The sequence below is a fragment of the Leeuwenhoekiella blandensis MED217 genome, from assembly GCF_000152985.1.
GTDB lineage: Bacteria > Bacteroidota > Bacteroidia > Flavobacteriales > Flavobacteriaceae > Leeuwenhoekiella > Leeuwenhoekiella blandensis.
Map to the genome: position 1 here is coordinate 1,581,479 of NZ_CH672395.1, position 26,303 is coordinate 1,607,781.

Here is a 26,303-nt window from a genome sequence, read left to right on the forward strand (position 1 = left end):
AAAGTACAAATATCAAACGGTACTAAACTTATAAAATTTTAGAACAGTTTAGGTATATAGATGATAAAACCAATAAGTGCCGCAATAACAGCGGCAAAGGTTACCGCTCCCGCCGAAACATCTTTGATGATGCCTATTTTTTTATGGTACTCCGGATGAATAAAGTCGGCTATTTTTTCTACAGCGGTATTGAGGCCTTCAACGGCCAGCACCAGACCAATGGCCAGCAGTTGGATGCACCATTCTAGTGTAGAGATTTCATACACAAACCCCAAAACCGTTACCACAAGCGCACAAAAACTCTGCACCTGAATACTAGGCTCGTTTTTAATAAGCAACCAAGCGCCTTTAAAAGCATATTTAAAGGCCTTGATTCTATTTATTACAAAAGGTTCTTTGGCTTCCGGGTCTGTCATAGTTTAGTTAAGAGCGCTTAGCGCAGCTTCATAATTAGGTTCCTGACCAATTTCTGGAACTTGCTCTTCATAAATGATTTTGTGATCTGCATCAAGCACAAGCACAACACGCGAGTGCAATCCGGCAAATGCACCGTCTGCGATCTCTAAACCGTAGGCTTTACCAAAGCTTCCATCTTTAAAATCTGATAGGGTTTCTACATTCTCAAGACCTTCTGCACCACAAAAACGGGCCTGAGCAAAAGGAAGGTCGCGTGAGATGCACAATACTGCAGTATCTTCTAGCGCAGCAGCATCCTTATTAAAGTGTCGTACAGAGGCTGCACACACTCCGGTATCTACACTCGGGAAAATGTTCATCACAATGCGTTTGCCTTTGTAATTATCAAGACTTACTTGAGATAGATCTTTAGATGCAAGTTTAAAGTCGGGAGCAGCGGTACCTACTTCAGGAAGTTCTCCAGAAGTTTTTGTGGTATTGCCGCCTAGGGTAATAGTAGCCATAGTTTTTAAATTGAAATTAGTTGCCCGATCCTCGGGCCCTCTCTTGTGTTTGATCAACTTGGAATCTATAGGTTAGGGTGATCGCCCACAATCGAACAGTAAATGTACTTATAAGCAAATGGACCTACAATTAAAGGAATGCTAAATTGAAGCGCTATTCACAATTTGAATGCTTTAAGAGTGGGATTGGAATAGTGTGCATAAAAAAAGTCCTCAAATCAATAGACCTGAGGACTCTTTCAATAAAAAATCTAACCTACATTATTTATTATTTCTACCGGAGGGTATCTTAGTTTGAGACTTGAATGCCAATCAAAATGATTTTCAATCTGTGTCTCACTGCTCGCCCTTTGGCAGTTTATCTGTCAATAGAACCTAGAACCTTCTGCGCAAAACCATTTGCTGCATCACGTTCAGACATTCCATCTGCTATCATTTGGTGCATTTCTACCGCTCCGCATAGATTGGTGATCAATTCACCTACAACATCCATATCGTTATCGGTACACGAGCGATGCTCGGTAAACGATTCTAACACATCGATGGTGTTTTGCAAAGCTTCAGCACTATTGTTTTTCTGTAAATGTTTAATTACTGGTAACTTCATCTACGAGTTCTTTTAGGTTTTCAAACTTGTTAGTTTGTACCTGATTAACAAAAGTTCCGTTTTTGAATGTGGCAAATGTGGGTAGATTATCTACCGTAGCCAGTTTACGGCTCTCCGGATATTTCTCTGCATCTACCAAGTAAAACTTAGCATTTTCATTTTCTGAAGCCAGCTTTTTAAACTTAGGTTTCATCAATCTGCAGTTTCCGCACCAGCTTGCCATATATTGAACCACAACAGTTTCGTTATCGCTAACTAATTCTGAAAGGTTGTCTTGATCAAGTTCTTGAATCATAAGAATTGAATTTTAGGGTTATTAATTTCTTTGAAAAATTGAAGTTGGGTGTAAGAAATTAATTTGAAGCTAAGTAAGAAGCTACACCGTCGCGGTTTGCGCTCATTGCATCTTTACCTTCTTCCCAGTTTGCAGGACAAACTTCACCGTTTTTCTGTACGTGTGCATACGCGTCGATCAAGCGTAAAAATTCTTTTACGTTACGACCTACCGGCATATGGTTGATTCCTTCGTGAAATACAGTACCTTCTTCGTCGATCAAATAAGTAGCTCTATAGGTTACGTTATCTCCATCTACAGTTAAAACACCACTTTCTTCATCATAACGCTCGTTAGTCACGTCAAGAATTCCTAAACGGTTTGCCAGGTTACGGTTTGTATCTGCAAGAATAGGATACGTTACCCCTTCGATACCACCATTATCTTTTGGTGTATTTAACCAAGCGAAGTGTACTTCTGGAGTATCACAAGACGCACCAATAACAATAGTATTGCGTTTTTCAAATTCGTCCATCGCTGCTTGAAAAGCGTGAAGCTCTGTAGGGCATACGAATGTAAAATCTTTTGGATACCAGAAAAGCAATACTTTTTTGTTTTTGCTTTTTGCTTCTTCGAGAATGTTTACTTTAAAAGTATCTCCCATCTCGTTCATAGCATCAACTGCAAGATTTGGAAATTCTTTACCTACTAATGTCATATTGTTTGTTTTTAATGATTTATTTCTACTGCAAAGGTAGCAGGGAAATTCCATTAAATGCACGCAAAAAATGCAAACAAATTATTTTAGTATAAGCAATACTTATGCAAAGGAGGCAAGCGGTGATTTTTTGAGATTGTGCTAAAAGCGAGCGTTGAAAAATAGTAAATACCTAATTAAACCTACTGTATTTTATCAGGTTGATAAATGACCGATTTGAACTTTTTTCAATACTGAAAAACTTTAAGCGTTTAAGCGGCTTTTGCTTCTTTCAATGTGCGTATTTTGATACGGAAAGCTGCAAAGATCAAGGTCATAAACGGACTCAACCAGTTGAAGATCGCGTACACAAAATAATCTGCTACCGACACGCCCAAGACACCGCTCTGGTAAGCTCCACAGGTATTATACGGCACAAGTACTGAAGTTACCGTACCACTGTCTTCAAGCGTTCTGCTCAGGTTTTCTGGAGCAAGTCCTTTGTCTTTATAGGCTTTGGCATACATTTTACCCGGCACCACGATCGCAAGATATTGATCACTTGCCGTGGCGTTAAGACCAATACAAGTGGCTACCGTACTTGCAAACAGACCAAACGTACTTTCAAAAAGATCCAGCATAAAAGCACTGATTCGGGATAATGCACCAATAGCATCCATCACCCCACCAAAGGTCATCGCGCAAAGGATCAACCAGATGGTGCCTAGCATTCCTGCCATACCGCTGGCAGCAAACAGGTCGTTGAGATTCTCATTGGTTGTCTCTATGGCGGTGTCTACAGTAATGGCATTCATAATACCCTTATAACCGCTTTCAAAAGTAAGGCTCTCGCTTCCACCCAGACCGGCGATGATCTCCGGCTGAAAGATAAGCGCAGCGATTCCACCTAAAATCGTACCGATAAGGAGTGCAATCAAAGGCGGTGTTTTTTTAATGATCATAAAGATGACGATCGCCGGTACGATAAACAACCACGGACTGATCGTAAACGCATCATCAATCGAGGCCAGGATCGCCGAAGTATCTGCGGTACCGCTGGTTTCGATATTGAGGCCAATGATGATAAAGACGATCAAGGTAATGCTTACCGTAGGTACTGTGGTAAACAACATATATTGAATATGGGTAAACAGATCGGTTCCTGCCATAGCGGGAGCAAGATTGGTGGTGTCGCTCAAAGGCGAGAGTTTGTCCCCAAAATACGCACCCGAAAGAATAGCTCCGGCGGTCATTCCTAACGAAATGCCCAAAGCATTGGCAATCCCTATCAAAGCAATCCCTACGGTAGCCGAAGTCGTCCAGCTGCTTCCCGTAGCCACCGAAATGATCGCACAAATAACCACACAGGCCGCCAAGAAAATAGACGGATTTAAGATCTGGAGTCCGTAATAGATCATCGTCGGGATGATCCCACTTACCAGCCAGGTACCCGCAAGCGCACCAACCATCAACAGGATCAAGATGGCACCGGCGGTAGATTTGATGTTCTGGGCAACTTCTTCCATCATGGTTTCAAAAGAAGTTTTATTAAAAAAGCCCACCAGTGCAGCAACCGCCGCACCCAATAATAAAATAAACTGATTAGAACCGCTTAAGGCATCGTCACCAAACACCAGTACATTATACGCCAGCATACCTACCAATGCAAAAATGGGAATTAAGGCTTCCCAAATGTTTAATGCTCTGTTTTCAACGATTTCCTGATTTTTTGGATCCTGATCCTGATTGCTCATAGGTGTATTTTAAGATGCTTACAATAATAAACAATCTTGAGGATATAGCTTGAATAGATAAAACAGTTGGCAGTGGCAGTTTGGAGTAGGCAGTAATGAGACGTTAGATTTTAGACTTGAGAAGTGAGACAAAAGAAAATAGAACAAAGAGAAAATACTAGATGGAAACATGAGGGTAGAAATTTTAAATACGGAAAAGAAAAGAGTTGGCAGTGTCAGTTTGCAGTAGGCATTAGGGAGATGTTAGACTTGAGACTTGAGAGGTTAGCGTAAGACTAAGAGTCACAAGAATAGAAATAAATAGTTCTTTAAGCAATGTCTGGGCGATCAACGCAATCTAAAAACAGGTTGCCGCGCGATTGCTATCGCGTGTGCATCACTTCTTAACCCATCAGCAATCAACGTAAGCTTAACGACCTCCTTTTAAACCTTAACCCGAAATCCCTTACAAAAAATCAATGGTACCTGCATAGGCTTGCACGGTCTTGCACGCTTTTGCATTAGTTTGCACATTGTTACATATAAGTCCGAAATTTCTGGGGGTTTGCTTCGGGTCTCGTTCGAGTCTTGTTCGGGTCACGTTCGGGGTTGCTTTGAGTCGATAAACGACAGGTTTAGAATCTTATGTGCAGCTGTTTTTAAAAAATGGGAAAATACCGAAGTTCATACGAAGCAAACTGCCATTAAACCTCTAGAAACCTTGTTTTTTACTATTTGGAGGCTAGGGAAGGGGGGAGTGATCAAATTGGATAAACTGGAACTAAAGTTCCAGTTATCCCGAAAATTATAAAGGGATAATAGGTATATTTATCCTGATGTAACGAGTTGTAAAACATTTTGACCAAAAATTATGGGAATAGAAAAAACCGAACTATCACTAAATAAGTTTGACTATAAATTTGAAAAGATAAATAACAAAATAATAGTCAAATTGGACTTTGCTCAAAGAATAATAATTGACTTTTCTGACCCAGAAAAAATAAAAATAACGGATAGATTAGTTGGCTGGAATTTCTTAACTGGGCTTATAGAAATGAGTTTAAAAAATGCTACTCTTTACAATTTTATTGGAGCAATAATTATGACCATTTTATTCGTATACCTGGATTTAGAATATGACGGACTGAATTTTGTATTCTTCTTTTTAGCATTCGTAATTTGGATGCTCCTTTGGACACTATTCTATCTATTTAAAGCGGAAAATCTTAAACGGATTTTAATAAGTTGGAATGAATAAGAATACTCTGAAAAAAAGGTTTTACAACAATGGGTATAAAACATAGGGCGGACAGTGGTTTCCGCAAGTTTTTGGCACTTAGCAAGCTTCGTTTCGGGCGGACAGTTAAGTGATTCTAAATGCCCTCCGTTTCATACCACAACCGTTGGCATAGCATGAAAAGAATACTCCTTTATATAATTTTTTTATCAAGTAACATTGGTCTTTGTCAATATCAACAAAAGGCGGGACAACCTTATACTGAACCTGACTTGTTAATTTGGAAAAATGATACCATTCAAATTCAAACTTTTCCTCTATACTGTTGGTCTAAATTTGACCAAAACAAACTTTTTGATACCCAAAACGTAAAACCAGAGTGTTGGGGCTGTTTGAAAAATTATACTGCGGAATGGAAAATTATAAATGATAAGCTCTACTTGTCAAATATTTATAGTTTCAACTTTAAAAAAGACAGTATAAAAATAGATTTAAACAAACTCTTTCCTAATAAAGTGGAAAGCAATTTGGTATTCGCCAACTGGTACTCTGGTGATCTTTTTGTTCCACAAGGAGAAAAGATTTGGATGAGCCAAAGTCCAGGATTCCCAATTTATGAGTCAGAATGGAATTTAACTTTTAAAGAAGGAAAAATTGAAAATAAGGTTTTTAAAACTGGTAATTATCATAAATCAATTTACACTCAAGATCCAAAAGAGATTGTGAGTTTCATTGATAATCACTTAGACCAAGAAACGAGAACTAAATTGAAAAACAAACGGATTTCAATTCTCTTTAAAACTGGAAAATCTAAAAAAGATTACTCTGTTTCTCTAAAAGGAGTTGATGATAAAAAGTTAGAACTTAAACTAATTAATATATTAAAAGTGTTACCCGATTTTGACTATTATTATAGGCATGGAGAAGAATTAAATTTGACTATTCCTTTAACCTATATAGATAACCGACTTTAATAAGTAGGTATGCCAATAACGAGCCTTCGTGTGGCCGGTACAGCCTGTATAGCAGCATAACCCTGTATCTGATATAAACACTGCGTCTACCAAACTGTCACCATTTAAGTCAACGTACTGTGAGTTTTAGTTCGTTTTGGAATGCGTTATTTAAGGTAGATTAGGGACTATTGCATATCGCAATCACCTCAACTACTTTTAAAATATAAACAGGTAGTTTTGAGACAGACTGCCGTTAGCAAACATTTGATGAAAATCGATTCTGAAAATATAATAAACTTTCTCACAAAGAGAATACCTGAATTGAAATACAGCCTTGAGAAGAAAAATATTCTGAATATTGAGCCTAATGATTCCAATGGATTTGGGATTAAAATGATAATTGACTCAACAGAAAGCACAATTTTTTTCGGAAATTCTGGACATCATATACATTGTTATGAATCTTCCGAAAATATAGAAGAATATTTGAATTTAATTGTGAACTCACTAACAGGAACTGGTAGAATTGTCGCGCACATCTCAAATGGAAAAGAATTTAAGTGGGAATACCAAGAAATGAATGAAAATAATGATTGGATAACAATTTCTGAAATGGGAACATTTTCTTGGAAATTTTGGAAAAAAAGAAAGACTGATAAAAGGAATATCCAAACGAATAATTACAAACAAAAAACGTTTGCTAACATCAGTTGCAAACCGAAAATTAACACATATTAACCCGTAACTGACGGTTATAGGAGACCGTTCCCATAATTATGAAAAAAATCCGTCTGACTTTAATAATTGGAGTTTTAATATCAAATTTTGGTTTCTCACAATCAAAATCTGAAATTGAAAATCTATTGGACGGAATTTCAAAAATTGAAAACTCAAAAGAATTAACTAATACAGAACAAGCCGAAAAACTGATTGAATATGGCTGGCGGATATTACCAACTCTTGCGGAATTTTTTACTGATCAAACTTTGACCAGTACTAAATCGGAATGCCACGATCGAATTTTAAACAAAGGAGAAATTGCAATAATTATGGCTGACCGTATTGAAGGAATGCCTTATGCAAGAGTTACTGAAATCCAAAATTGCACATTAGACTTTTGCGAAAAGAATGCTAATTTGATTGAATATTATTTGCCATATATAAAAAGTAATGGAATTAAAGAATTTCAAAAAAATTATATGGATTGGCTCGTAAGTGATGTAAGCTTCCCCAGACTAGAACTGCTTAATTTTCCAAAACTGGTTTAAAATTATTGTTATTCATTCTCTTGGGGCTAGCCCCAAGAGAATGGAGTTTTGCGTATTGCACTGGTGCTATTTTGCCCAGTGAGTCATGGGGACGATATTTATTGTAATCTTCCATCCATATTTGAGTTTGTTCCCTTACCTGATCAATATTTTCAAAGATATATTTATCTAGGACACCTCTGCGATAGGAGCCATTAAAGCGTTCTACAAAAGCATTTTGAGTAGGTTTGCCTGGTTGTATGTATTTAAATTCAATTTCATGCATTTTACTCCATTCAGCAGTTAGGTTTGCTATGAATTCAGGACCATTGTCCATCCTGATCCTGTTTGGCTTGCCCCGTCGGTTGATTAGGTGATTGAGTACCCAGACTACCCGATTACTAGTCAATGAAAAGTCTACTTCAATATGTAGTGCCTCTCGATTAAAATCGTCTATTACGTTAAAAGATCTAAAACGTCTCTTGTTTTCTAGGACATCGCTTACGAAATCAATACTCCAAGTATCATTCAATTCTTCAGGAATCTCCAAAGGCTCCTGTATACGCGCGGGCAGGCGCTTCTTTGCTTTTCTTCTTAAAGGAAGCCCTAAAGATACATACACCCTGTGTACCCGCTTATGATTCCAAGGCTTTCCTTCGTTACGGATACGCCAGTAGGCTTTCCAGAAACCCTCTTCTGAATGTTCTTCTGCTTTGTCTCTAAGAGCCTTCTCTATAGGAGTATCATCCTTGGGTAATGGCTTATAATAGTAAACACTTTTACTCATATTAAGCACTCGGCACGCCCTACTGATGCCGTAGCGGATAAGTTCTTTAGCTATGGTGCGTTTACGGCAGGGCTTTAGAGCTTTTTTTCAATAATCTCTTTTGCCATTTGGTGGTCTAGTGCTAAAGAGGCATACATCTGCTTTAGACGGGCGTTTTCAGCTTCGAGCTCCTTAATACGCTTAAGTTCTTTGCTGCTCATACCAGCGTATTTAGAACGCCATTTATAAAAGGTAGAGGTACTGACACCGTATTCGCGGCTAATTTCTTCAACACTCTTACCGTTGTCGAACTCCTTTAAAATTTTTGCAATCTGTGTAGGTGTGAATTTGCTTCGTCTCATACTGTTTAAAATTAAGAATTATTACACTTCTAAACAGTTCGGTTTTAAGGGAAGCATACAACATCTTTATCCAAAACATAAAAAGAGGTGATAAATTATTCCAAGAAAAAATTAATAAAGCTATTGATCTTTACAAAGAGGATATTCTTGATGATGAAATTGAAGTAGAATATGTTGATTACTAAATTAATTCTAAAAAAAACAGAACCAATTTGCTTTACAAAGGAAGTAATTGATCTAATTTCTCAATTTGTTTAAGCGGTTTTTGTTTTATTAGTGATTTCGCAATCACTTCAACTACTTTTAAAACATAGAAAGGTGGTTTTGATACAGCCTGCCGTAACCCATAAGCTTGCCAGACCATTGAAAATACTACTTCACATTATAATTTTCGTCTTTTTGACAGTTGTAACACAAATTGGTGGAATTCTTTATCTAATTGCGGTATTATCGATTAAACGTACAGCCAAAAAAAGGCGATTGAAGAAACTCGGAATTTTCACCGGATTTTACTTGATCACAACTTTTCTGATTGTTCCAAACATTGCGCCGATTTTTGGACGTGAAAAAATAAAAGAAACCGAATTTTTAAAGGCGCATTCTTTTTTTTACAGACTTGCCAATAGGAATTACGTTCGACCAGAGCTGAACAAATCGCTGGTTCAAATAGCAACGGAATATGAGAAACGCAATAGCGGAGTCAAAATGATTTACCTTGACGCGAACTTTCCATTCATCAATGGATTTCCTCTTTTACCTCATTTAAGTCACAACGACGGAAAGAAAATTGACGTTTCTCTGATTTACGAAGACCCAAACGGACAATTGACGAACAAAAAACCATCAATAAGCGGATACGGGATTTTTGAAAAACCGACCACAATCGAATATGACCAAAATGCAGATTGCAAACAACGTGGAAATTGGCAATATGATTTCCCAAAATATTTGACGCTAGGGACTATCAACAAAGAAATTGAATTTTCTGAAAAAGGAACTCGTGAATTGGCAAATTTGATTTTACGCCAAAACAGCATCGGGAAATTATTTATTGAACCACACTTAAAAAGCCGACTGAATTTAACAAACGGAAAGGTAAGATTTCATGGTTGTCAAGCTGTTCGACACGATGACCATATTCATTTTCAATTAAAATAAAAAATAAAGATGCACAACCTCGGTATGTATGTAACAAGTCCAAGATTTTAATAATAACCTCTCGAAGTTTCTATATCAAGCGATAATCCAGCTCTACTAAATATCACTCCATATTAATTAAATTACTTCTGTAAAAGTTTGATTTTGAGTTGTTTTTTTCTTTTTTAACGCAACCTTTAGCTGATAATGCATCTTACTTAGAAACTCATCCAAATGCTTATGAAAAAACTACTCTTACTTTTAGTCACTCTAGGATCCTTATGTTCATGTACTAAGGATGATGAGCAAGCTGAAACTATAGCCATGAGAATCAATCATTTTCAGAATACCGGCATTGGTGAAGCTGCTATGTTGACCTTACTGGTGCAAACCGGAGATGCTATAGGAACAGAAACCTGGACCAAATTCTACTCAACTATCGAAGGCTTTGACTACGAACCGGGAAGAGTCTACGATGTAACTTTAAAAACAACACCTATAAACAATCCTCCTGCAGACGGAAGTGCGGTAAGCTACACGCTTTTGGATATTACATCAACTCAAGAAGTTCCTGATGAAACCCTGTTTGATATTGATCTCAAAATAAACGGAGAAAACTTTATAACAAGCGATTCGGGATTACAACTGCTCAATCAAATAGACCTTGATTGTAACGCGCTTTGTGATGAATTAGACACCAGGTTAGTAAATCAAGATTTTGTAGTGGGTACGTTTAAGCGAGGTGCTAACAATGCACTACAGTTGGTAAGTCTTCAATAAAGGTCGTAGTCTGATGCTTTGCACGTTGGTAGTTTAGTTTAGCAATTTAAAGTGTAAATAGTTGTTTTTGAGGTATATTGCAATTGTTGACCATAGCTATAAACTAAAACTATGAACAAAACAGCCAAAGTAATCTTGAATCTGATTTTAATTCCTTTGTTTGTTTATGCAATTTACCTATTTATTGAAATTCCTCAGGTTTATGGAAAACTTGCCTTAGGTATTTTGATTGCCACGCTATCCTTCAACCTGTTCAAAAAGAAGCTGATCGCAATTCCCGTTTATGCTTTGGGGGTTCGTTGGTGCCGGTCTGATCTTATTTTCAGCGTATTCTTTCAATTTGTATACCGAAAGAGAACGAAGCAAATTTGATATTCCAACAGCCGTTAGTTTTGAAAAAACAGATTTCAATACCGCCTTGCTAAAGGCGAAGGAGGCGAATAAACCTCTTTTTATTGATTTTTATACCGGGTGGTGCGCACCCTGTTTGGTCTTTACAAAAAATGTCCTTACAGATCAGGAAGTTGGTGAATTTATGAACGATGCTTTTGTAAATCTAAAATACGATGCCGAAAAAGGTGAGGGGATCAAAATTGCCAAAAAATACAAGGTAACTTCTTATCCCACACTATTGATTATTGATAGCGATGGAAATCTATTAGAGCGCATAGGAGATCAATGGGTGCCGAAAAAAGAGGATATGATCGCGATATCGAAAAAGTACAATAACCAATAACGTATTATATTAAAGCTTGAAGATAAAGTCTTGCCTTACGCGTATAACCGTGTAGGCTACTTTGATTGTTTTTAGCTGTTATTAAGTGGTTTTATAGATTGGTTAGCTTTGATCTCAATACTAGAGATGCGTATTATCTTCTTCGGGCAATGCTAAACTTATAATGACATAAATAGCGATGGGAATCAATAAGCAAGAAACCTAGTTTGTTTTCACCTTCTCTTTCCACAAACAAGTCTTTTTTAAATTTTAGTAGTATTTAGATTTCTTAGAATGGCTTACAGCCAAATCTAGTAAATACTATAAGAATCAAAGTAGTATACCCTTGCCAATAAATTAGCTTTTTGCGGGCCAAAAAAAGTTTGATTTCAATTCTTAGAAAGATGGGTTCTGTAAAGTTCTTGTTTCAAGGTTTTTAGCAGGAATTATGTAAAAATGCAAGTATTGGGCTAATAAAGAACTCCTTACTATCAAGAAAATTAGTAGATATATGGAAAACTTTACTGTTAAAAACATCGTATATGTCGATGAAAAGACTTTTTAAGTCGATAAAAAGCATAAATGTAGGAGATATTTTCTACTTGTGTTAAATAACTGTTTGCCAGTAAAATATAATCAAATTAACAATTAATTTTGCTTTGCCTTAAATCGATTAATTTACCTCAATGAAACAACAATTACTCTCATTAGCTTTCACTTTATTTTCTTCTATAATTTATGCACAAATAGGTATTGGTACCACCAGTCCTGATCCTTCAAGTATTCTCGATATACAATCGACTACCAAGGGATTTTTAGCACCGCGTATTAACTTGTCATCTGTAACAAATTCTAGTATTGACGGAGCCAATACTAATGCAGCCGGATTACTGATCTATAATACCAATGCTTCAGTTACCGGAGGCAGTGGGGTGGGGTATTATTATTGGGATGGTAGTGTCTGGACGGCTATGAAAGCTGCTCCTTCTGGTGGTTCGGGTGCAGGTTGGCAATTGGATGGGAATAACCTAAACGGAAAAGCCAATGACGGGACCACATTTTTGGGTACTACAACCTATCACTCTTTATATTTTAAAGTTGATGGGGATCAGATTGGGCGCTTACATCCTAACGGAGGTATTGCCTTGGGGCTTGGTGCAAGTTCAAGTGTTAATCAGGCTTTTGCTATTGGTGAAAACGCCTCTGCCGGAAATACCAGCAATTATGCTTATGGTAAAGCAGCCAACGCCTCGGGGAGTGACGCTTATGCTATTGGGGCATCTTCAATATCTTCTCAAACAGACTCTTATGCTTTGGGTAAGTCAGCGACCGCATCTGGAACAAGTTCGTATGCAATTGGTGAGGCATCAAAGGCTTCTCACAGTAACAGTTATGCACTAGGAGCAGGTGCTGACTCTAGGGCTACAGGCTCATTTGCTATCGGTAATCAATCGGTTTCCTCTTCAAACAACACGATGGCATTAGGTAATCAATCTAGTGCAACAAGTAACAATGCTACAGCAATAGGTTATCAGGCAAACGCAAGCAATCAGAATGCAATAGCTATTGGTCCGGCGACGACTTCGGTAGATAATTCTATTATTTTAGGAAACACTACAAATACCACAACAGATTCTTATGCTGCGACCAAGGTGGGTATAGGAACTTCAAACCCATCAGCAAAACTTCATGTTAACGGTACATTACGTTATGTTGATGGCAATGAAGGAAACGGGAAGGTGATGACTTCAGATGCAAATGGTAACGTGAGTTGGCAGGATGCCTCTTCAGGAAGTTCTGGAGGTTTAAGCGTTTATGGAGAGATTTATGTTGGTACTGGATATAGACTATCAGATATTAACACTACTAATCGTATAGTATCTTTTGGTGAAGTAGGGCCTAACAAGGGACTGAATAGTCTTTCTAGTTCTAGAATACAGACTAGAGAAGTAACCGGTGTTTACAAATTTACTTATACAATTAATCTTTATAGGCGCAGAGATCGCGGATTTTTGAAATTTTATGTAGCAGAGTATAGTAACGAAGTAGCGAACAGTTCTTCTTTTGTAGATTTTAATAATGATTCAGAATACGTCACAATTACAAAATCATTTTTAGTTAACATCAGTAATACATATAGAGGTTTTGATTTATACATGCAAACCATTGATAATGATGATAATAATGAATGGGATGATCTTGAAATCTTAGAGGGAACGTCGTTAAGGATAGAATTGGTTGATTAAATTAAATTAACCGATAAATCTGCGTTTCAAATTCGGTTAACTTTTTTACGTGTTGTACCTTTATACTTCTTAAACAGAAATTCATATTATGAGTACATACGACGTTGCGGTCATTGGTTCCGGTCCCGGAGGTTATGTGGCTGCTATTCGCTGCGCCCAATTGGGGCTTAAAACAGCAATCATTGAGAAATATGCAACTATGGGCGGTACCTGCCTTAATGTAGGTTGTATTCCTTCTAAAGCCTTATTAGATTCTTCTCACCATTATGAAGATGCCGTTAAACATTTTGAAGAGCACGGGATCGAGATTCCGGGCGAGGTAAAGATCAATCTGGAGAAAATGATGGGCCGTAAAGCTTCGGTGGTGGAGCAAACCACTAAAGGAATCGAATTCTTGATGAGTAAAAACAAGATCGATACCTATCAGGGAGTGGGGAGTTTTAAAGATAAAACGCACATTCATATCGCAGTAGCGGAAGGAGATGATGTAGAGATCGAAGCAAAAAACACCATTATTGCTACCGGAAGTAAACCGGCAAGTCTTCCGTTTATAGAGATCGACAAAGAACGTATCATCACGTCTACCGAAGCCTTAAAATTGAAAGAAATTCCGAAGCATCTTATCGTAATTGGTGGTGGGGTGATCGGTCTCGAATTGGGGCAGGTATACAAACGTTTAGGTGCAGAAGTAACGGTGGTAGAATATTTAGACCGAATCATTCCAACAATGGATGGTGCTCAGAGTAAAGAGCTTACCAAAGTGCTGAAAAAGTCTAAAATGAAGATCAATACCTCACACAAAGTGAGCGCTGTAGAACGCAAGGGTGACGAGGTGATCGTTAAAGCAACCGATAAGAAAGATAAAGAAGTCGAGTTCAAGGGAGATTATGTTTTGGTTTCTGTTGGGCGTAAAGCCTATACAGACGGCCTAAACCTGGATGCTGTTGGTCTAAAAACAGACGATCGAGGCCGCATTGAAGTTGATGAACATTTACAAACTGCTGTAAGCAATATTTACGCGATTGGCGATGTGGTGCGTGGGGCAATGCTTGCGCATAAAGCCGAAGAGGAAGGCGTGTTTGTAGCAGAAACTTTAGCCGGACAAAAACCGCATATCGATTATAACTTGATTCCGGGAGTGGTATACACCTGGCCAGAAGTTGCTTCGGTAGGTAAAACCGAAGAACAATTGAAAGAAGCGGGTACCGCCTATAAATCAGGGCAGTTCCCAATGCGTGCTTTAGGCCGCTCCAGAGCTTCGGGAGACATCGATGGCTTTGTAAAGATCCTTGCCGATAAAGAAACCGATGAGGTGCTTGGTGTTCATATGGTGGGCGCTCGTGTAGCCGATTTGATCGCTGAAGGTGTTACTGCAATGGAGTTCCGTGCAAGTGCCGAAGACATAGCGATTATGTCGCACGCGCATCCTACCTATGCTGAGGCGGTTAAGGAAGCTGCACTCGCAGCAACCGAGGACCGAGCGCTGCATATTTAAAAGAATTATGAAATTTTTAAAAACCCTTTTCAACTGAAAAGGGTTTTTTTGTTGGTGCCGTCAAAGGATAGTATAGCTTGCAGCTTGTCCTTAACGGAATTCACATAAAATACTATGAAAGCGATTTATATAACCCAAGCCGGTGGGCCCGAAGTACTTCAATATAAAGATTACCATCTTCCGCAGCTGCAGCAGCACGAAGTGCAGATCGCAGTCAGAGCCGCCGGGGTCAATCGGAGTGATATTTTAACCCGTAACAACCCGGATGCTTATGGAGGAGATACGCCCAAAGCGCAAATCCCCGGTCTGGAAGTGGCTGGCGAAGTGCTTGCTGTGGGGGAGCAGGTCAAAGGGTTTAAGGTGGGGGATGCGGTTTGTGCTTTGGTGCCGGGCGGCGGCTATGCTACACATAGCAATGTAGATGCCCGTCTGTGTCTTCCGGTGCCTGAAGGCCTGAGTTATACCGAAGCCGCAGCACTGCCCGAAGTTGTTTTTACGGTATGGTTTAATGTGTTTCAACAGGCAAAAGCTAAAGAAGGTGAAGGCCTCTTGATTCACGGCGGTACCAGTGGTATCGGGGTGATGGGACTGCAAATCGCTAAAGCATTGGGATTAAAAACCTTTACCACGGTAGGTTCGCAAGAGAAGCTAGACTTTATAGAGGAACACCAATTGGCTAAAGGCATCAACTATAAAGAAACCGCTTTTGAAGAAGCGTTTAAGAATGATAAGATCGATGTAATCTTAGATATGGTGGGTGGTGATTACACGCAGAGAAATCTTGAATTACTGAATACTAAAGGACGATTGATTCACATTAACGGAATGAAAAGCCTGACTCCGCAAATCAATTTATGGACGATGATGAGCAAACAATTGATCCTCTCCGGAAGTCTGCTGAAGCCGCAACCTGTGGAGGTCAAAAAACGTATTGCCAGGGAGGTAAAAGAAAAAGTCTGGCCGTTGTTGGCATCAGGACAGGTCAAGCCAATTATCCATAAGGTTTTCAAACTAGAAGAAGCTGCCCAGGCACACCAACTGATGGAAAGCAGTGCTCATATAGGAAAGATCATTTTAGAAAACAGTGCGTCCTAAATACTATGCAGGTAAAAACAACAAAACAACATTATGCGATAGCCGTTACTCAGGAGGTTTTAACTAAAAAGCAGTTAAAGGAACTCCTCAAAGCAGCTTGGTTGATCGAAGAAGCAGGAGGTGAGGGATTATTGTTTTCTAATCATATTTTAGAAGAATACCTGGATGAAGAATACCGTCACGGTAGGTCGATATTGACCGAGGAACACGAGCGTTTACAAACCAAGTCAAGTGGCGAACGCAAAAAACTCTTGTTAGATTATCAATTGGCGCAACAGCCTAAATTTTTAATTCTCGATAATCCTTTTGATGCTTTAGATACTGAAAAGATCAAGTGGTTTAAAGAACAGCTAGAAGCGCTTAAAGATACCACCTTGCTCATACAAGTCTATCGGCGTGAAGAAGATGTGTTGCCCTATTGTACACAGGGATTACAGTATCAAGAGGGACATTTTAAGAAGACAGCGCTACCCCGGCAAGATCAAGCGGTAGATCACACTTTAGCGGTTCATCCTATTCCTGAGCCGCTTACGTTCTTTAAGGACATTCCTGAAGAGCTTATTGTGCTAAAAAATGTTTCTGTATCCTTTGGAGAAAAGCCCGTACTTGACAGCATATCCTGGACGGTGAAGCGCGGCACTTCCTGGCACCTCAAAGGACCTAATGGTTCAGGGAAAACCACCTTGCTTTCTATGATTACCGGGGATAGTACCAAAGGCTATGGGAAGGAATTGTATTTGTTCGGAAGAAAAAAGGGAACAGGAGAGAGCGTCTGGGAGATCAAACAGAAAATAGGGTATTTTACCACAACAATGACCGAACGTTTTGACGGAATGCACGATGTGAAGAATATGATCATTTCGGGCTTATACGATAGTGTGGGACTGTATCAAAAGCCCACTACTTTAGAAATCGCTACTGCCGAAGCCTGGCTTAAAGTCATCGGTCTTACTACTTACAGTACAAAACCCTTCAGATCCCTGACCGAAGTTCAAAAACGACTGGTCTTGATCGCAAGAGCTATGATCAAACACCCGCCCTTATTGATCTTAGATGAGCCTACAGCCGCATTAGATTCGGCAGGTGCACGCCTTATCGTTTCGCTTATCAATAAAATAAAAGCAGGGAGCAAAACCGCTGTGATTTATGTTTCACATAGAGAAGAGCCCGGATTGAATTTTAAGAACACGATCCTATTTCAGCCTTCAAAAACGGGTTCAAAAGCAGTACTTTCTCGAAAAGACTGAAGTAACAAATAGCTAAAATGCTTAAGTTAATCGTTAAAGTGTTTAAAAGTTAGGCTGAAAAGCGTACATTTGATTGCCCAATGAATTTTAAAAGTACCTTACTTTTAATTTTACCCAACTTAAAACGCTTCTACAATGTCTGATTCTGCATTTGTTAAAAGGGATTTTCATCGTATTCTTTGCGATGATGCTGAGGTCTTTTCCTGGATTTTAAGCAAAGCATCTATTGGAGTATTCTACATCAATTTAGAGCATCAAGAGCGCTTTCATATCACCACTTCTTTTTGGGATACAATAGGCTATAGAAAGCCTGAAAAAGAGGTTGAACTCGATGTATTCTGGGAGGTTCTGGGAGTAGCGGGAAAGAAAACCATTCAAGACCTGATAAACAAAACAAGTTTCAATGAGTTAACAAAAGAGCGTCATTATTTTTCTTTTTCCGACAAAAACAGGAGAATTCTTACGGCAACTTCGCGGCATTTGGTATACACTGACAGCGACGGCAAACGTCATCTTTTTGTGAAATTTATTGCCGATGTTGCTCAAAAGTCCTCATCTGATAACTATTTAAAGAAAATCAAGAAGCTTCGGAAGTTCAACGAAATTTATGAAGAGACTAATGATCTGGCTTGTGTTGGTGGTTGGGAAGTAGATTTGATCAAGCATAAGGTTACCTGGACGCGGGTCACCAAAGAAATTCATGGTGTGTCTAAGAGCTTTGAGCCTCGTTTTGAAGCAGGTATCAACTTTTATAAGGAAGGAGAAAACCGAGAAAAAATCAAGACTCTTTTTTCAAAATGTGTTGAAGAAGGCGTGAGTTTTGATGACGAGTTTATCATAATCACTGCCGATGGTAAAGAAAAGTGGGTGCGCAGTATGGGTAAAGCCGAATTTGAGAACGGGGTATGCATTCGCGTTTACGGGGCTTTTCAGGATATCAGCAACAGGAAAAAGCATCAGCTCGCTAGAGAAAAAGCAGAAAATCGGTTTACAAAAGTATTTGAGAATTCTTCAATAGGAATTGTTTTGGTGAATCATCAAAGCAATTTGGTGATGGCTAATTCTTCTGCAAGAAGAATTTTCGGTTTAGATCATTTGTCAGAAGAGGAGGTTCTAGAATATACCATAAAAGATGTCCTCCTTCCTGAATACATTCCGGAAGCTATAGAAAACAGAACAGCACTCATGTCTGGAGACATAGACCATTATCAAATGGAGGTAGAGTGCTACCACGGCTCAGGTAAAGTCATTTGGTGTAGTTTTAGCTGTTCAATGATTACAGAAACAGAAGCCCAGTCTAAATTAGTAATTACGCAGGTAGAAGATATTACAAAAAGGAAAAGTTTAGAGCGCAGAGCTTTAGAGAATGCTTCCAAATTTAAAAGGGTTTTTGAGTATTCACCAAATGGAATGGCCCTAGTTGATTTACACGGGAGATGGCGTAGTGTCAATCATAATTTGGCACAAATGATCGGGTATTCTAGAGAAGAATTGCTTAAGATGTCATTGAGAGAAATCACGCATCCTGAAGATCGGGAAAATGATGCGCAACTTTTCTCAAAGATCATTACCAAGGAGTTGACAAACTACCAAGTAGAAAAGCGCTATTTACATAAAGATGGATCGCTTGTACACTGTTTTTTAACGGTTTCCGGTTTGTTTGATGAGCGCGGAAATGTACGTTCGCTTATTGGCCAGGTAGTCGATATGACTGATGAGATCAACGCGAAGAAGGCATTAGAATCTAGCTTGAATGAGATGCGGGTAATTCTTGATTCTACCACTCAAGTAATTATTGTAGAAACTGATCTTGACCATATTATTCGAAAATTCAATAAAGGTGCAGAAAATCTTCTCGGCTATACCGCTGAAGAAGTTATAGGAAATCAAAAGCCGGCTATTTTTCATGTAGACGAAGAAGTTGAAAACTATGCTTTAAAACTGAAAGAAGAATATGGAGAGCAGGTTGACAAACATGATGTTTTTACCTATAAGATCAATAGGGGCGAACTAGAAACCCGCGATTGGACTTATGTAAGAAAGGATGGTACCACATTTCCCGTGCAGCTAGTAGTAACGGCCATTAAAGATGATGAAGGCAAAACCACAGGCTATTTAGGCGTTTCGGCAGATATTTCTGCATTAAAAGCGATGGAATACTCCTTGATCAAGGCCAAACAAAAAGCTGAAGCTGCAAACAAATATAAGTCGGAGTTTTTAGCAAATATGAGTCACGAAATTCGAACGCCATTAAACGGTGTAATTGGTTTTGCCGATATTTTGATGAAGTCTCCACTTAATGAGAATCAGCAAAAATACATGGAGACCATTTATGCATCGGCAATTTCGCTGCTCGATCTGATCAATGATATTTTAGACTTCTCTAAGATCGAAGCCGGTAAATTGAGCCTAAGCGAAGAGCGGGTGAATATCACAGAGCTTTGTGGCCGATCGGTTGAAATGATCAAACATGAGGCGTATCAAAAGAATATTGAAGTATTGCTCAACATTCCGCAAAAGATCGATCAATACATCATTGCAGACGGTTTGCGCTTGCGACAGATCCTGATCAACTTGTTAAGCAACGCCGTAAAATTCACACACGACGGTGAGATCGAACTTAAGGTTGAAGAGCAAAATAGCGCGTTACATCCTAATAAAAAACAATTTACGTTCTCCTTAAGAGATACCGGGATTGGGATTTCAGAACAAAATCTTCAAGAGATCTTTAAAGCCTTTAATCAAGGTGACGCTTCTACGACGCGTAAATATGGCGGTACCGGACTCGGACTCACCATAAGCAACAGACTGTTGCAGTTGATGGAAAGTAAACTGGAAGTAAGAAGTACTTTGGGCGTAGGGACAACCTTTTACTTTACTGTAGATTTTGAAACCGATAGTGGTGTCAACAGGACTCCTACACCGTTTAAAGATATAAAGCGTGCCTTGCTTGTAGATGATAACACCAACAATCGTGTCATCCTTGAAGAAATGTTAAGTGAGCGTAATATAGAAACGGTTCATGCCGCAAATGGAATTGATGCGATCGAAATACTACAAGAAGATACAAACTTTGATATCGCTATTGTAGATTACAATATGCCCTATCTAAACGGACTTGATCTCATTCAGCATTTTAGAGAAGAGCTTAAAATTAATAAAGAACAATTACCTATTATTTTACTGCACAGTTCTGAAGATGACACTGAGATCAATGGGCGTACCAAAGCTTTAGGCGTAGCCGGAAAACTGGTGAAACCTGCTTTACGTAATGATCTTTTTGAAACGATAGATCGTTTAGATGAATCAGAACAAGGGCAGCTAGAAGAGGTACAAGAGGCGACAGATTTAAGCAATGGGACCCTTACCATTCTGGTTGCAGAAGATAATCCGGTAAACAAGTTCTTAACCAAAACCATTCTCAATAAGATCACCGCAAACGCCACTATTATTGAAGCAGATGATGGGGCTCAGGCCGTTGAAGTCTATAAGAATCAGCCGTTAGATTTTATTTTTATGGATATTCAAATGCCGGTAATGAGCGGTTATGAAGCTACTCAGGAAATAAGAAAAATAGAACCACACGGAGATCGCATACCCATTATTGCGCTTACAGCTAGAGCCTTAAAAGGAGAGCACGAGAAATGTGTAGCAAGTGGAATGGACGGATATATAGCCAAACCTTTGGTTCTTGAAGACCTTAAAAAGGTGCTGCAAGAGCATTTGAATAATGAAAAACTAAGCGTATCTTAAAACAAGCGAAACAAGCTTTAAACTTTGAACGAAACAAAAAAACATATAGTCCTTGTAGATGCAGATGCGCTGGCACAAGCGAGATTCAACACTTTTTTTTCTAAAAGTGAGGTTGAGGTCAACAGCTTTGCTTCGGCGATGGGAGCCATTCAATACATCAAGCAGTCTGGCGAGCCAGATCTTTTGTTGATCGAAGAGAACGTTAAACCTCTAGGGGCTATTCAGACGTTGAATTATTTGAAAGAACAAGTAAATTTTAAGGGATCTGTCATGTTAATCGCTAATTCAGAGTCCTTAGTTTCAAAAAGTGCAGATTTTGTAAGATTTTTGAGTAAACCTTTTAAAAATGAAGACATTGGCTTTGTAAAGACATTTTTGCAGCTTCCTTGTTCTCCTGAAGAACCTGAAGAACAAATCTACAGCCTCAATTATCTTATAGAGCTCTCTGATGGTGATGCTGAGTTTATTAGAGAGAGTATCAGCATTTTTAAGGATTCTGTAACGCCACGTCTGGAAGAAATGCTTCAATTTTATAAAGAGGAAGCTTACGAGGAGGTGAGCAAGGTTGCACATAGTTTAAAGCCTTCTTTTGAAATGCTGCAAAACAGCAAGGCTGCACAATTGAGTAATGAATTGGCTCACAAAATTACAGGAACAGCGATGTTTCCACTTATAAATGAATTGATAGAAGAACACAAAAAAATGCAGGAAGCTTTAAAAGATGATTTTCCTGAAGTGTACAGCGTATGAGTAAAAGAATCTTGGTCATAGAAGATAACCCCATGGTCGTAAAATCTTTAGAGTTTAAGCTAAAGAAGGATGGATACACGGTTGTCTTGGCTGAAGATGGCCGCGTGGCTATGCAGTTGCTCAAAGACCAGGAGTTTGATTTAGTGCTTACCGATTTAATGTTACCTTTTGTAAATGGAAACGAAATAATAGAACATATAAAAAACGTGAACCAAGAGGTTCCTATCATAGTATTGTCTACCTCAACACAAGAAGACATTATAACTGATGCCTTTGAGATGGGCGTCGACGATTTTATAACCAAACCTTTTAGCCCTAGTGAGTTGTCGCTACGTGTTAAAAGAACACTAGCTAAGTAACACTTTTAAAATCCTTACGTATAAGAAAACATAAACCTTCATCTAACTCCGACTCCCCAAGTCACAAATGAATTTATTACTATGCCTACGCTTTATTTTAATTTGGAAGATTGGTCTTTGATCCTAAAGATCAATTTGATCCTCAGTTTGATTTTTTCTTGTATAGCACTGTTTTTTGTAAGCTTAGTGCTGTATTTGCGTATACGTAAAAATATCAAGGAATCGCATAGAAAACATTTAGAGGCCAGGTTTATAGATTTTGTCAATGCGTTTCTTTTTGATGAAACCATTAATAAGAGTAAAGCTTTAGGCGATTTTAAGTACAGCTATATAAAGTCTTCCTATGACCATAAAATCTTGATCAAGCAGATTTTAATTTTTGATGAAAACTTAAAAGGAGAGTCCAGCTTACTCATCAAAGAGATTTTTTATGGCTTAGGTTTATATAAATTTCTATTGGAAGATCTACAGGGGTATCGATGGTATTACAAAGCACGGGCAATGTTTGCGTTTTCTAAATTGGGTATTGAAGTTCCCGAGAACTATGTATACCCTTTATTACAGTCCAAACGGGTAGAACTTCGACAACACGCTATTTTGTACTTTTTAAACACTTCAAAAACAGATCCTCTGGTTTTTCTTGATAATTTGGAAGGACGCTTGACCCTGTGGCAACAAGTGCTGATTGAAAATAGCCTGAAAAGCTTTGAAGTAGAGATTCCTGATTTTGCGCGCTGGCTCGACCATCACGAAGATAGTATTGTCGTTTTTTGTATTAAAATGATCTTAAGTTTTAATCAATTTCAGAATATACCCTTGTTGGTAGATTGCTTAGATCACGATGCGGAAGAGGTGAGATATCAGGCTATTCAGTCTTTGCAAACCATGGAAGTTTCTGAAGCCTTACAGTTAATGCTTACTCATTTTCCTGAAGAAACTGCACAGAATAAACGCAGTATTTTATACGCTATAAAAAAGATGGGTACCTATAAAGATCTGCAGACTTTGGTTCCCCATATTCATAAGGAAGATGAAAATTTACAAGTTGATTTTTATAAAATCTCTCGCTGCTTTGAAGATCAAATCCCGGTAAAAAGTCTTTTAAATATAGAAACTTTATCAAAAGATTGGGAAGATTTTCAAGAGTATTCAATGCAACAAAGTATTGGGGCTTAAGCAGGCTGTTTTCAATGAAAGTTGCTTATCTTTTATAAAAATTGAACAACTTGCAACTTAACGCAACCACTATTATAGAAGTTTTTAGTGTCCTGTTTTTGATCTATGGGTTAATTATCATTTCGGGATATATTTTTTCTGCATTTTTTTCAATCTTCGAAATTCGGGATTATAAACGTAGAAATAACTTTCAGGACGACGCAGCCCTTTTACAGTCAGCCAATTTACCAGCGATCTCCGTATTGGCTCCCGCCTATAATGAGGAAGCAAATCTTGTTGAAAACATACGCTCGCTGTTGACGTTAAATTATCCTTCTTTTGAGATAGTGATCATAAATGATGGGAGTAAAGACAATTCGCTACAAAAGCTCATAACTACTTTTCAACTCGAAGAGCAAGAGCCTATTCATTACAATCATATAGCGACAAAAAAACTAAAGGGAATTTATAAGTCTAAAATTAAAGCTTATAAAAACCTTAGGGTCATCGATAAAGAGAATGGTGGTAAAGCCGACGCTTTGAATATGGGAATCAACTGTTGCATACACGATGTGATCTGCTGTATTGATGTAGATTGTGTTTTAGAGCGCAACTCGCTTTTAAAGCTCATAAGACCCTTTTTGAACAATACAAAACGCGTGATCGCCAGTGGCGGAATCATTCGCGTGGCCAATAATTGTATCATAGAAGATGGACGAATCATCGAAGTGCGTCTCCCGCGAACGTTTCTAGGGAAGGCACAGATCTTAGAATATTTTAGGGCTTTTTTGATGGGGAGAATGGCCTGGTCACGGGTTGATGGTTTGTTGCTCATCTCTGGAGCTTTTGGGATGTTTGACAAACAAACGGTTATTGAAGCCGGGGGCTATAACCACAATACGGTGGGCGAAGACATGGAGTTGCTCGTGCGTATGCGTAGGGTTATGCGTGAACAAGGAATCCCTTATAAGGTGGGTTTTGTTCCCGACCCTTTATGTTGGACCGAAGTGCCGGAGAGCACCCAGGTCTTACGCCGGCAGCGCAATCGCTGGGCGCGTGGAACAGTAGAGACCTTAATGCTGCATAAGAAAATGCTTTTCAATCCTAAATATGGAGTTTTAGGATTATTGAGCACACCGTACTGGATGTTTTTTGAGTGGTTTGCGCCAATTATCGAGTTTATCGGAATTCTATTTTTTATCGTTCTTATGCTTCTTGGAAAGATAAATTTTCAGGTATTTATGATCTTTTTCATTGTGATCTATACCTTTTCTATACTATTTTCGATCACAGCGATCTTCTTTGAAGAATACTCTTTTCAGCAGTATAAAAAGCCAAAATATATGTTTATGCTCATATTTACGGCTTTATTAGAACCTATCCTGTATCACCCTATTGTTATGTGGGCGGCAGTTAAAGGAAATATTGATTTAATTCGCGGAAAAAAATCCTGGGGAGAAATGTCTCGAGCAGGATTGGGAAATTCCGGTAAAACTTAAAAAATAAGAATCATGCCCCATTTGTACCAAACTTTTAAAGCTGTTATACTGGCTATTTTCTTGGTTTCGTTTGCCGCTGTGGCACAGGAACAGGAGTATACTACAGATGAACTTTACACACAAGCGCGCAATGCTGCTTTTGAAGAAGATGATTACCCCAAGGCGATCGCACTCTTAAAGGCGGCGCTTAAAAAAAGTCCCGATTATCTGGAAGTACGCGTATTTCTAGGTCGAATTTATACCTACTCAGACAGTTTGCCTCAAGCGCGAATGGCTTTTGAAGAAGTATTGGCTAAAGAAAAAGGACACGAGGAAGCGAGTTTTGCCTACGGAAATCTGGAATTTTGGAACGATAATTCTGAAGCAGCGCTGAAAGTTGTAAATAATGGATTAGACTATCATCCTGAATCTGAAAATTTAGGGCTTTTAAAAGCAAAAGTGTTAAGAGATCTGGAAGCTTATGAAGAAGCTACAGCCACGCTGCAGGGGCTTTTAGAACAAAACCCTAAACTCGATCAGGCACGCAGTTTATTGAGCAGTATCAATAGCGCAACCGCTAAGAACGCTGTAGGTCTCAACTATGAATTTGTTTATTTTGATGAACGATTTGATGATCCGTGGCATTTGGCTGCGCTTGACTATATCAGGCAAACCAAGCTGGGCTCTGTCGCTGCACGTATTAATTTTGCCAACCGATTCAGGACTGATGCGCTTCAGTTTGAGGTAGATGCTTACCCCAGAATATCAGACGTGTTTTATACCTATGTAAACCTTGGTATATCTAGCGATAGCGGGATTTTTCCGCAGTATCGTGCAGGGTTTTCTTTGTTTTCAAACCTTCCGGCTTCTTTTGAAGCAGACGCGGGATTTAGATATTTGGCTTTTGACGATGACACGTTTGTGTATACCTTGGGCTTGGGGAAATACTATAAAAACTATTGGTTCAACTTCAGAACCTATTTGACGCCTTCAGACAGTGCGTTATCACAATCCTATGCGCTTACGGTGAGGTATTATTTTGGGGGTGCAGATGATTTTATTGGTGCAAGAATCGGTACAGGAATCTCTCCGGATGATAATGCCAATAGTGCACTTTTTAACGGGGCCACGATCACGCGTTTGCGCTCTAATAACCTGACCTTGTTTTACAGGAAGCTGTTGGGTGCAACTCACGTCTTGACAGCTCAGGCGGGGCTTGAAGATCAGGAATATGCAGCAGATAGCAGTGGGCTTCAGTTCTCTGTAAGTGTGGGCTTTATTAAACGTTTCTAAT

Annotated in this window: 24 protein-coding genes; 17 read left to right on the plus strand and 7 right to left on the minus strand. The window is 38.8% G+C overall.

Translation table 11 applies throughout. From position 1 onward, the window contains the following. Positions 1-38: 38 nt before the first annotated feature. The 6 genes from MED217_RS06845 to nhaC all read right to left on the minus strand — a co-directional run bounded on the left by MED217_RS06845 (position 39) and on the right by nhaC (position 4,252). The gene (locus tag MED217_RS06845) at positions 39-416 is read right to left on the minus strand and encodes a diacylglycerol kinase (protein ID WP_009779760.1); all 378 of its coding nucleotides are present in this window, start codon (positions 414-416) and stop codon (positions 39-41) included. A 3-nt stretch (positions 417-419) separates the two neighbouring features. Further along, positions 420-920, minus strand: a complete 501-nt coding sequence (tpx, locus tag MED217_RS06850) for a thiol peroxidase (RefSeq protein ID WP_009779761.1) — start codon at positions 918-920, stop codon at positions 420-422. Between the two features lie 358 nt (positions 921-1,278). Beyond that, entirely contained in the window at positions 1,279-1,527 is a 249-nt protein-coding gene (locus tag MED217_RS06855) for a DUF6952 family protein (RefSeq protein WP_009779762.1), read from the minus strand. After that, positions 1,508-1,822 carry a thioredoxin family protein gene (locus tag MED217_RS06860; protein ID WP_009779763.1) on the minus strand — a complete coding sequence of 105 codons (315 nt, stop codon included), beginning with the start codon at positions 1,820-1,822 and terminating at the stop codon, positions 1,508-1,510. The genes MED217_RS06855 and MED217_RS06860 overlap by 20 nt, the downstream gene beginning before the upstream one ends. Positions 1,823-1,880: 58 nt before the next feature. Continuing rightward, a complete protein-coding gene (locus MED217_RS06865) occupies positions 1,881-2,519 on the minus strand; it encodes a peroxiredoxin (protein ID WP_009779764.1) in 639 nt (212 codons plus the stop codon). Positions 2,520-2,770: 251 nt separating this feature from the next. After that, positions 2,771-4,252: a Na+/H+ antiporter NhaC gene (nhaC, locus tag MED217_RS06870; protein ID WP_009779765.1), complete on the minus strand. Its 1,482-nt coding sequence runs from the start codon at positions 4,250-4,252 to the stop codon at positions 2,771-2,773. Positions 4,253-5,102: 850 nt separating this feature from the next. Between nhaC and MED217_RS06880 the strand changes: the two genes are divergently transcribed. The 4 genes from MED217_RS06880 to MED217_RS06895 all read left to right on the plus strand — a co-directional run bounded on the left by MED217_RS06880 (position 5,103) and on the right by MED217_RS06895 (position 7,692). After that, on the plus strand, positions 5,103-5,489 hold the full coding sequence (locus MED217_RS06880) for a hypothetical protein (protein WP_009779767.1): 387 nt from the start codon (positions 5,103-5,105) through the stop codon (positions 5,487-5,489). Positions 5,490-5,644: 155 nt separating this feature from the next. Beyond that, a complete protein-coding gene (locus tag MED217_RS06885; protein ID WP_009779768.1) occupies positions 5,645-6,442 on the plus strand; it encodes a hypothetical protein in 798 nt (265 codons plus the stop codon). A 219-nt stretch (positions 6,443-6,661) separates the two neighbouring features. Continuing rightward, entirely contained in the window at positions 6,662-7,162 is a 501-nt protein-coding gene (locus tag MED217_RS06890) for a hypothetical protein (protein WP_040532638.1), read from the plus strand. A 38-nt stretch (positions 7,163-7,200) separates the two neighbouring features. Further along, positions 7,201-7,692 (plus strand): hypothetical protein, encoded by a 492-nt coding sequence (locus MED217_RS06895; protein WP_009779770.1) that lies wholly within the window; start codon positions 7,201-7,203, stop codon positions 7,690-7,692. On the opposite strand, the gene MED217_RS06900 is transcribed toward MED217_RS06895, so the two are convergent. Then, positions 7,670-8,799 (minus strand): IS3-like element ISLbl2 family transposase gene (locus MED217_RS06900; RefSeq protein ID WP_088124381.1). Its coding sequence is split into 2 segments (ribosomal slippage): positions 7,670-8,538 and positions 8,538-8,799, totalling 1,131 coding nucleotides; the frame shifts between segments, so codons are not numbered across the junction. The genes MED217_RS06895 and MED217_RS06900 overlap by 23 nt on opposite strands. A 399-nt stretch (positions 8,800-9,198) precedes the next feature. Between MED217_RS06900 and MED217_RS06910 the strand changes: the two genes are divergently transcribed. The 13 genes from MED217_RS06910 to MED217_RS06970 all read left to right on the plus strand — a co-directional run bounded on the left by MED217_RS06910 (position 9,199) and on the right by MED217_RS06970 (position 26,302). Then, the gene (locus MED217_RS06910; protein ID WP_083777989.1) at positions 9,199-9,957 is read left to right on the plus strand and encodes a hypothetical protein; all 759 of its coding nucleotides are present in this window, start codon (positions 9,199-9,201) and stop codon (positions 9,955-9,957) included. A 219-nt stretch (positions 9,958-10,176) separates the two neighbouring features. Further along, complete coding sequence (locus tag MED217_RS06915; RefSeq protein WP_040533320.1) at positions 10,177-10,716, plus strand: DUF4377 domain-containing protein; 540 nt, start codon at positions 10,177-10,179, stop codon at positions 10,714-10,716. 283 nt (positions 10,717-10,999) lie between these two features. Next, positions 11,000-11,452, plus strand: a complete 453-nt coding sequence (locus MED217_RS06920; protein WP_009779776.1) for a thioredoxin family protein — start codon at positions 11,000-11,002, stop codon at positions 11,450-11,452. A gap of 665 nt (positions 11,453-12,117) precedes the next feature. After that, on the plus strand, positions 12,118-13,677 hold the full coding sequence (locus MED217_RS06925) for a hypothetical protein (RefSeq protein WP_009779777.1): 1,560 nt from the start codon (positions 12,118-12,120) through the stop codon (positions 13,675-13,677). 88 nt (positions 13,678-13,765) lie between these two features. Beyond that, positions 13,766-15,172 carry a dihydrolipoyl dehydrogenase gene (gene lpdA, locus MED217_RS06930; protein ID WP_009779778.1) on the plus strand — a complete coding sequence of 469 codons (1,407 nt, stop codon included), beginning with the start codon at positions 13,766-13,768 and terminating at the stop codon, positions 15,170-15,172. A 114-nt stretch (positions 15,173-15,286) separates the two neighbouring features. Then, positions 15,287-16,267, plus strand: a complete 981-nt coding sequence (locus MED217_RS06935) for an NAD(P)H-quinone oxidoreductase (RefSeq protein ID WP_009779779.1) — start codon at positions 15,287-15,289, stop codon at positions 16,265-16,267. Between the two features lie 5 nt (positions 16,268-16,272). After that, positions 16,273-17,514 (plus strand): ATP-binding cassette domain-containing protein, encoded by a 1,242-nt coding sequence (locus tag MED217_RS06940; RefSeq protein WP_009779780.1) that lies wholly within the window; start codon positions 16,273-16,275, stop codon positions 17,512-17,514. A 135-nt stretch (positions 17,515-17,649) separates the two neighbouring features. Further along, positions 17,650-21,267 (plus strand): PAS domain S-box protein, encoded by a 3,618-nt coding sequence (locus MED217_RS06945; protein WP_009779781.1) that lies wholly within the window; start codon positions 17,650-17,652, stop codon positions 21,265-21,267. A gap of 24 nt (positions 21,268-21,291) precedes the next feature. Next, positions 21,292-22,017 carry a response regulator gene (locus MED217_RS06950; protein WP_009779782.1) on the plus strand — a complete coding sequence of 242 codons (726 nt, stop codon included), beginning with the start codon at positions 21,292-21,294 and terminating at the stop codon, positions 22,015-22,017. Continuing rightward, on the plus strand, positions 22,014-22,376 hold the full coding sequence (locus tag MED217_RS06955) for a response regulator transcription factor (protein ID WP_009779783.1): 363 nt from the start codon (positions 22,014-22,016) through the stop codon (positions 22,374-22,376). Before MED217_RS06950 ends, MED217_RS06955 begins: the two co-directional genes overlap by 4 nt. Before the next feature lie 81 nt (positions 22,377-22,457). After that, positions 22,458-23,552, plus strand: coding sequence for a HEAT repeat domain-containing protein (locus MED217_RS06960; protein WP_009779784.1), 1,095 nt, complete (start codon positions 22,458-22,460; stop codon positions 23,550-23,552). Positions 23,553-23,602: 50 nt separating this feature from the next. After that, the gene (locus tag MED217_RS06965; protein WP_009779785.1) at positions 23,603-25,030 is read left to right on the plus strand and encodes a glycosyltransferase family 2 protein; all 1,428 of its coding nucleotides are present in this window, start codon (positions 23,603-23,605) and stop codon (positions 25,028-25,030) included. A 12-nt stretch (positions 25,031-25,042) separates the two neighbouring features. Continuing rightward, a complete protein-coding gene (locus tag MED217_RS06970; protein ID WP_009779786.1) occupies positions 25,043-26,302 on the plus strand; it encodes a YaiO family outer membrane beta-barrel protein in 1,260 nt (419 codons plus the stop codon). Position 26,303: the final 1 nt, after the last annotated feature.

What these genes read in the sequence shown, in the direction of transcription:
- MED217_RS06845 (WP_009779760.1), bottom strand. Translation starts at nt 416, where the DNA reads ATGACAGACCCGGAAGCCAAAGAACCTTTTGTAATAAATAGAATCAAG.
- tpx (WP_009779761.1), bottom strand. Translation starts at nt 920, where the DNA reads ATGGCTACTATTACCCTAGGCGGCAATACCACAAAAACTTCTGGAGAA.
- MED217_RS06855 (WP_009779762.1), bottom strand. Translation starts at nt 1,527, where the DNA reads ATGAAGTTACCAGTAATTAAACATTTACAGAAAAACAATAGTGCTGAA.
- MED217_RS06860 (WP_009779763.1), bottom strand. Translation starts at nt 1,822, where the DNA reads ATGATTCAAGAACTTGATCAAGACAACCTTTCAGAATTAGTTAGCGAT.
- MED217_RS06865 (WP_009779764.1), bottom strand. Translation starts at nt 2,519, where the DNA reads ATGACATTAGTAGGTAAAGAATTTCCAAATCTTGCAGTTGATGCTATG.
- nhaC (WP_009779765.1), bottom strand. Translation starts at nt 4,252, where the DNA reads ATGAGCAATCAGGATCAGGATCCAAAAAATCAGGAAATCGTTGAAAAC.
- MED217_RS06880 (WP_009779767.1), top strand. Translation starts at nt 5,103, where the DNA reads ATGGGAATAGAAAAAACCGAACTATCACTAAATAAGTTTGACTATAAA.
- MED217_RS06885 (WP_009779768.1), top strand. Translation starts at nt 5,645, where the DNA reads ATGAAAAGAATACTCCTTTATATAATTTTTTTATCAAGTAACATTGGT.
- MED217_RS06895 (WP_009779770.1), top strand. Translation starts at nt 7,201, where the DNA reads ATGAAAAAAATCCGTCTGACTTTAATAATTGGAGTTTTAATATCAAAT.
- MED217_RS06915 (WP_040533320.1), top strand. Translation starts at nt 10,177, where the DNA reads ATGAAAAAACTACTCTTACTTTTAGTCACTCTAGGATCCTTATGTTCA.
- MED217_RS06920 (WP_009779776.1), top strand. Translation starts at nt 11,000, where the DNA reads ATGCTTTGGGGGTTCGTTGGTGCCGGTCTGATCTTATTTTCAGCGTAT.
- MED217_RS06925 (WP_009779777.1), top strand. Translation starts at nt 12,118, where the DNA reads ATGAAACAACAATTACTCTCATTAGCTTTCACTTTATTTTCTTCTATA.
- lpdA (WP_009779778.1), top strand. Translation starts at nt 13,766, where the DNA reads ATGAGTACATACGACGTTGCGGTCATTGGTTCCGGTCCCGGAGGTTAT.
- MED217_RS06935 (WP_009779779.1), top strand. Translation starts at nt 15,287, where the DNA reads ATGAAAGCGATTTATATAACCCAAGCCGGTGGGCCCGAAGTACTTCAA.
- MED217_RS06940 (WP_009779780.1), top strand. Translation starts at nt 16,273, where the DNA reads ATGCAGGTAAAAACAACAAAACAACATTATGCGATAGCCGTTACTCAG.
- MED217_RS06945 (WP_009779781.1), top strand. Translation starts at nt 17,650, where the DNA reads ATGTCTGATTCTGCATTTGTTAAAAGGGATTTTCATCGTATTCTTTGC.
- MED217_RS06955 (WP_009779783.1), top strand. Translation starts at nt 22,014, where the DNA reads ATGAGTAAAAGAATCTTGGTCATAGAAGATAACCCCATGGTCGTAAAA.
- MED217_RS06960 (WP_009779784.1), top strand. Translation starts at nt 22,458, where the DNA reads ATGCCTACGCTTTATTTTAATTTGGAAGATTGGTCTTTGATCCTAAAG.
- MED217_RS06970 (WP_009779786.1), top strand. Translation starts at nt 25,043, where the DNA reads ATGCCCCATTTGTACCAAACTTTTAAAGCTGTTATACTGGCTATTTTC.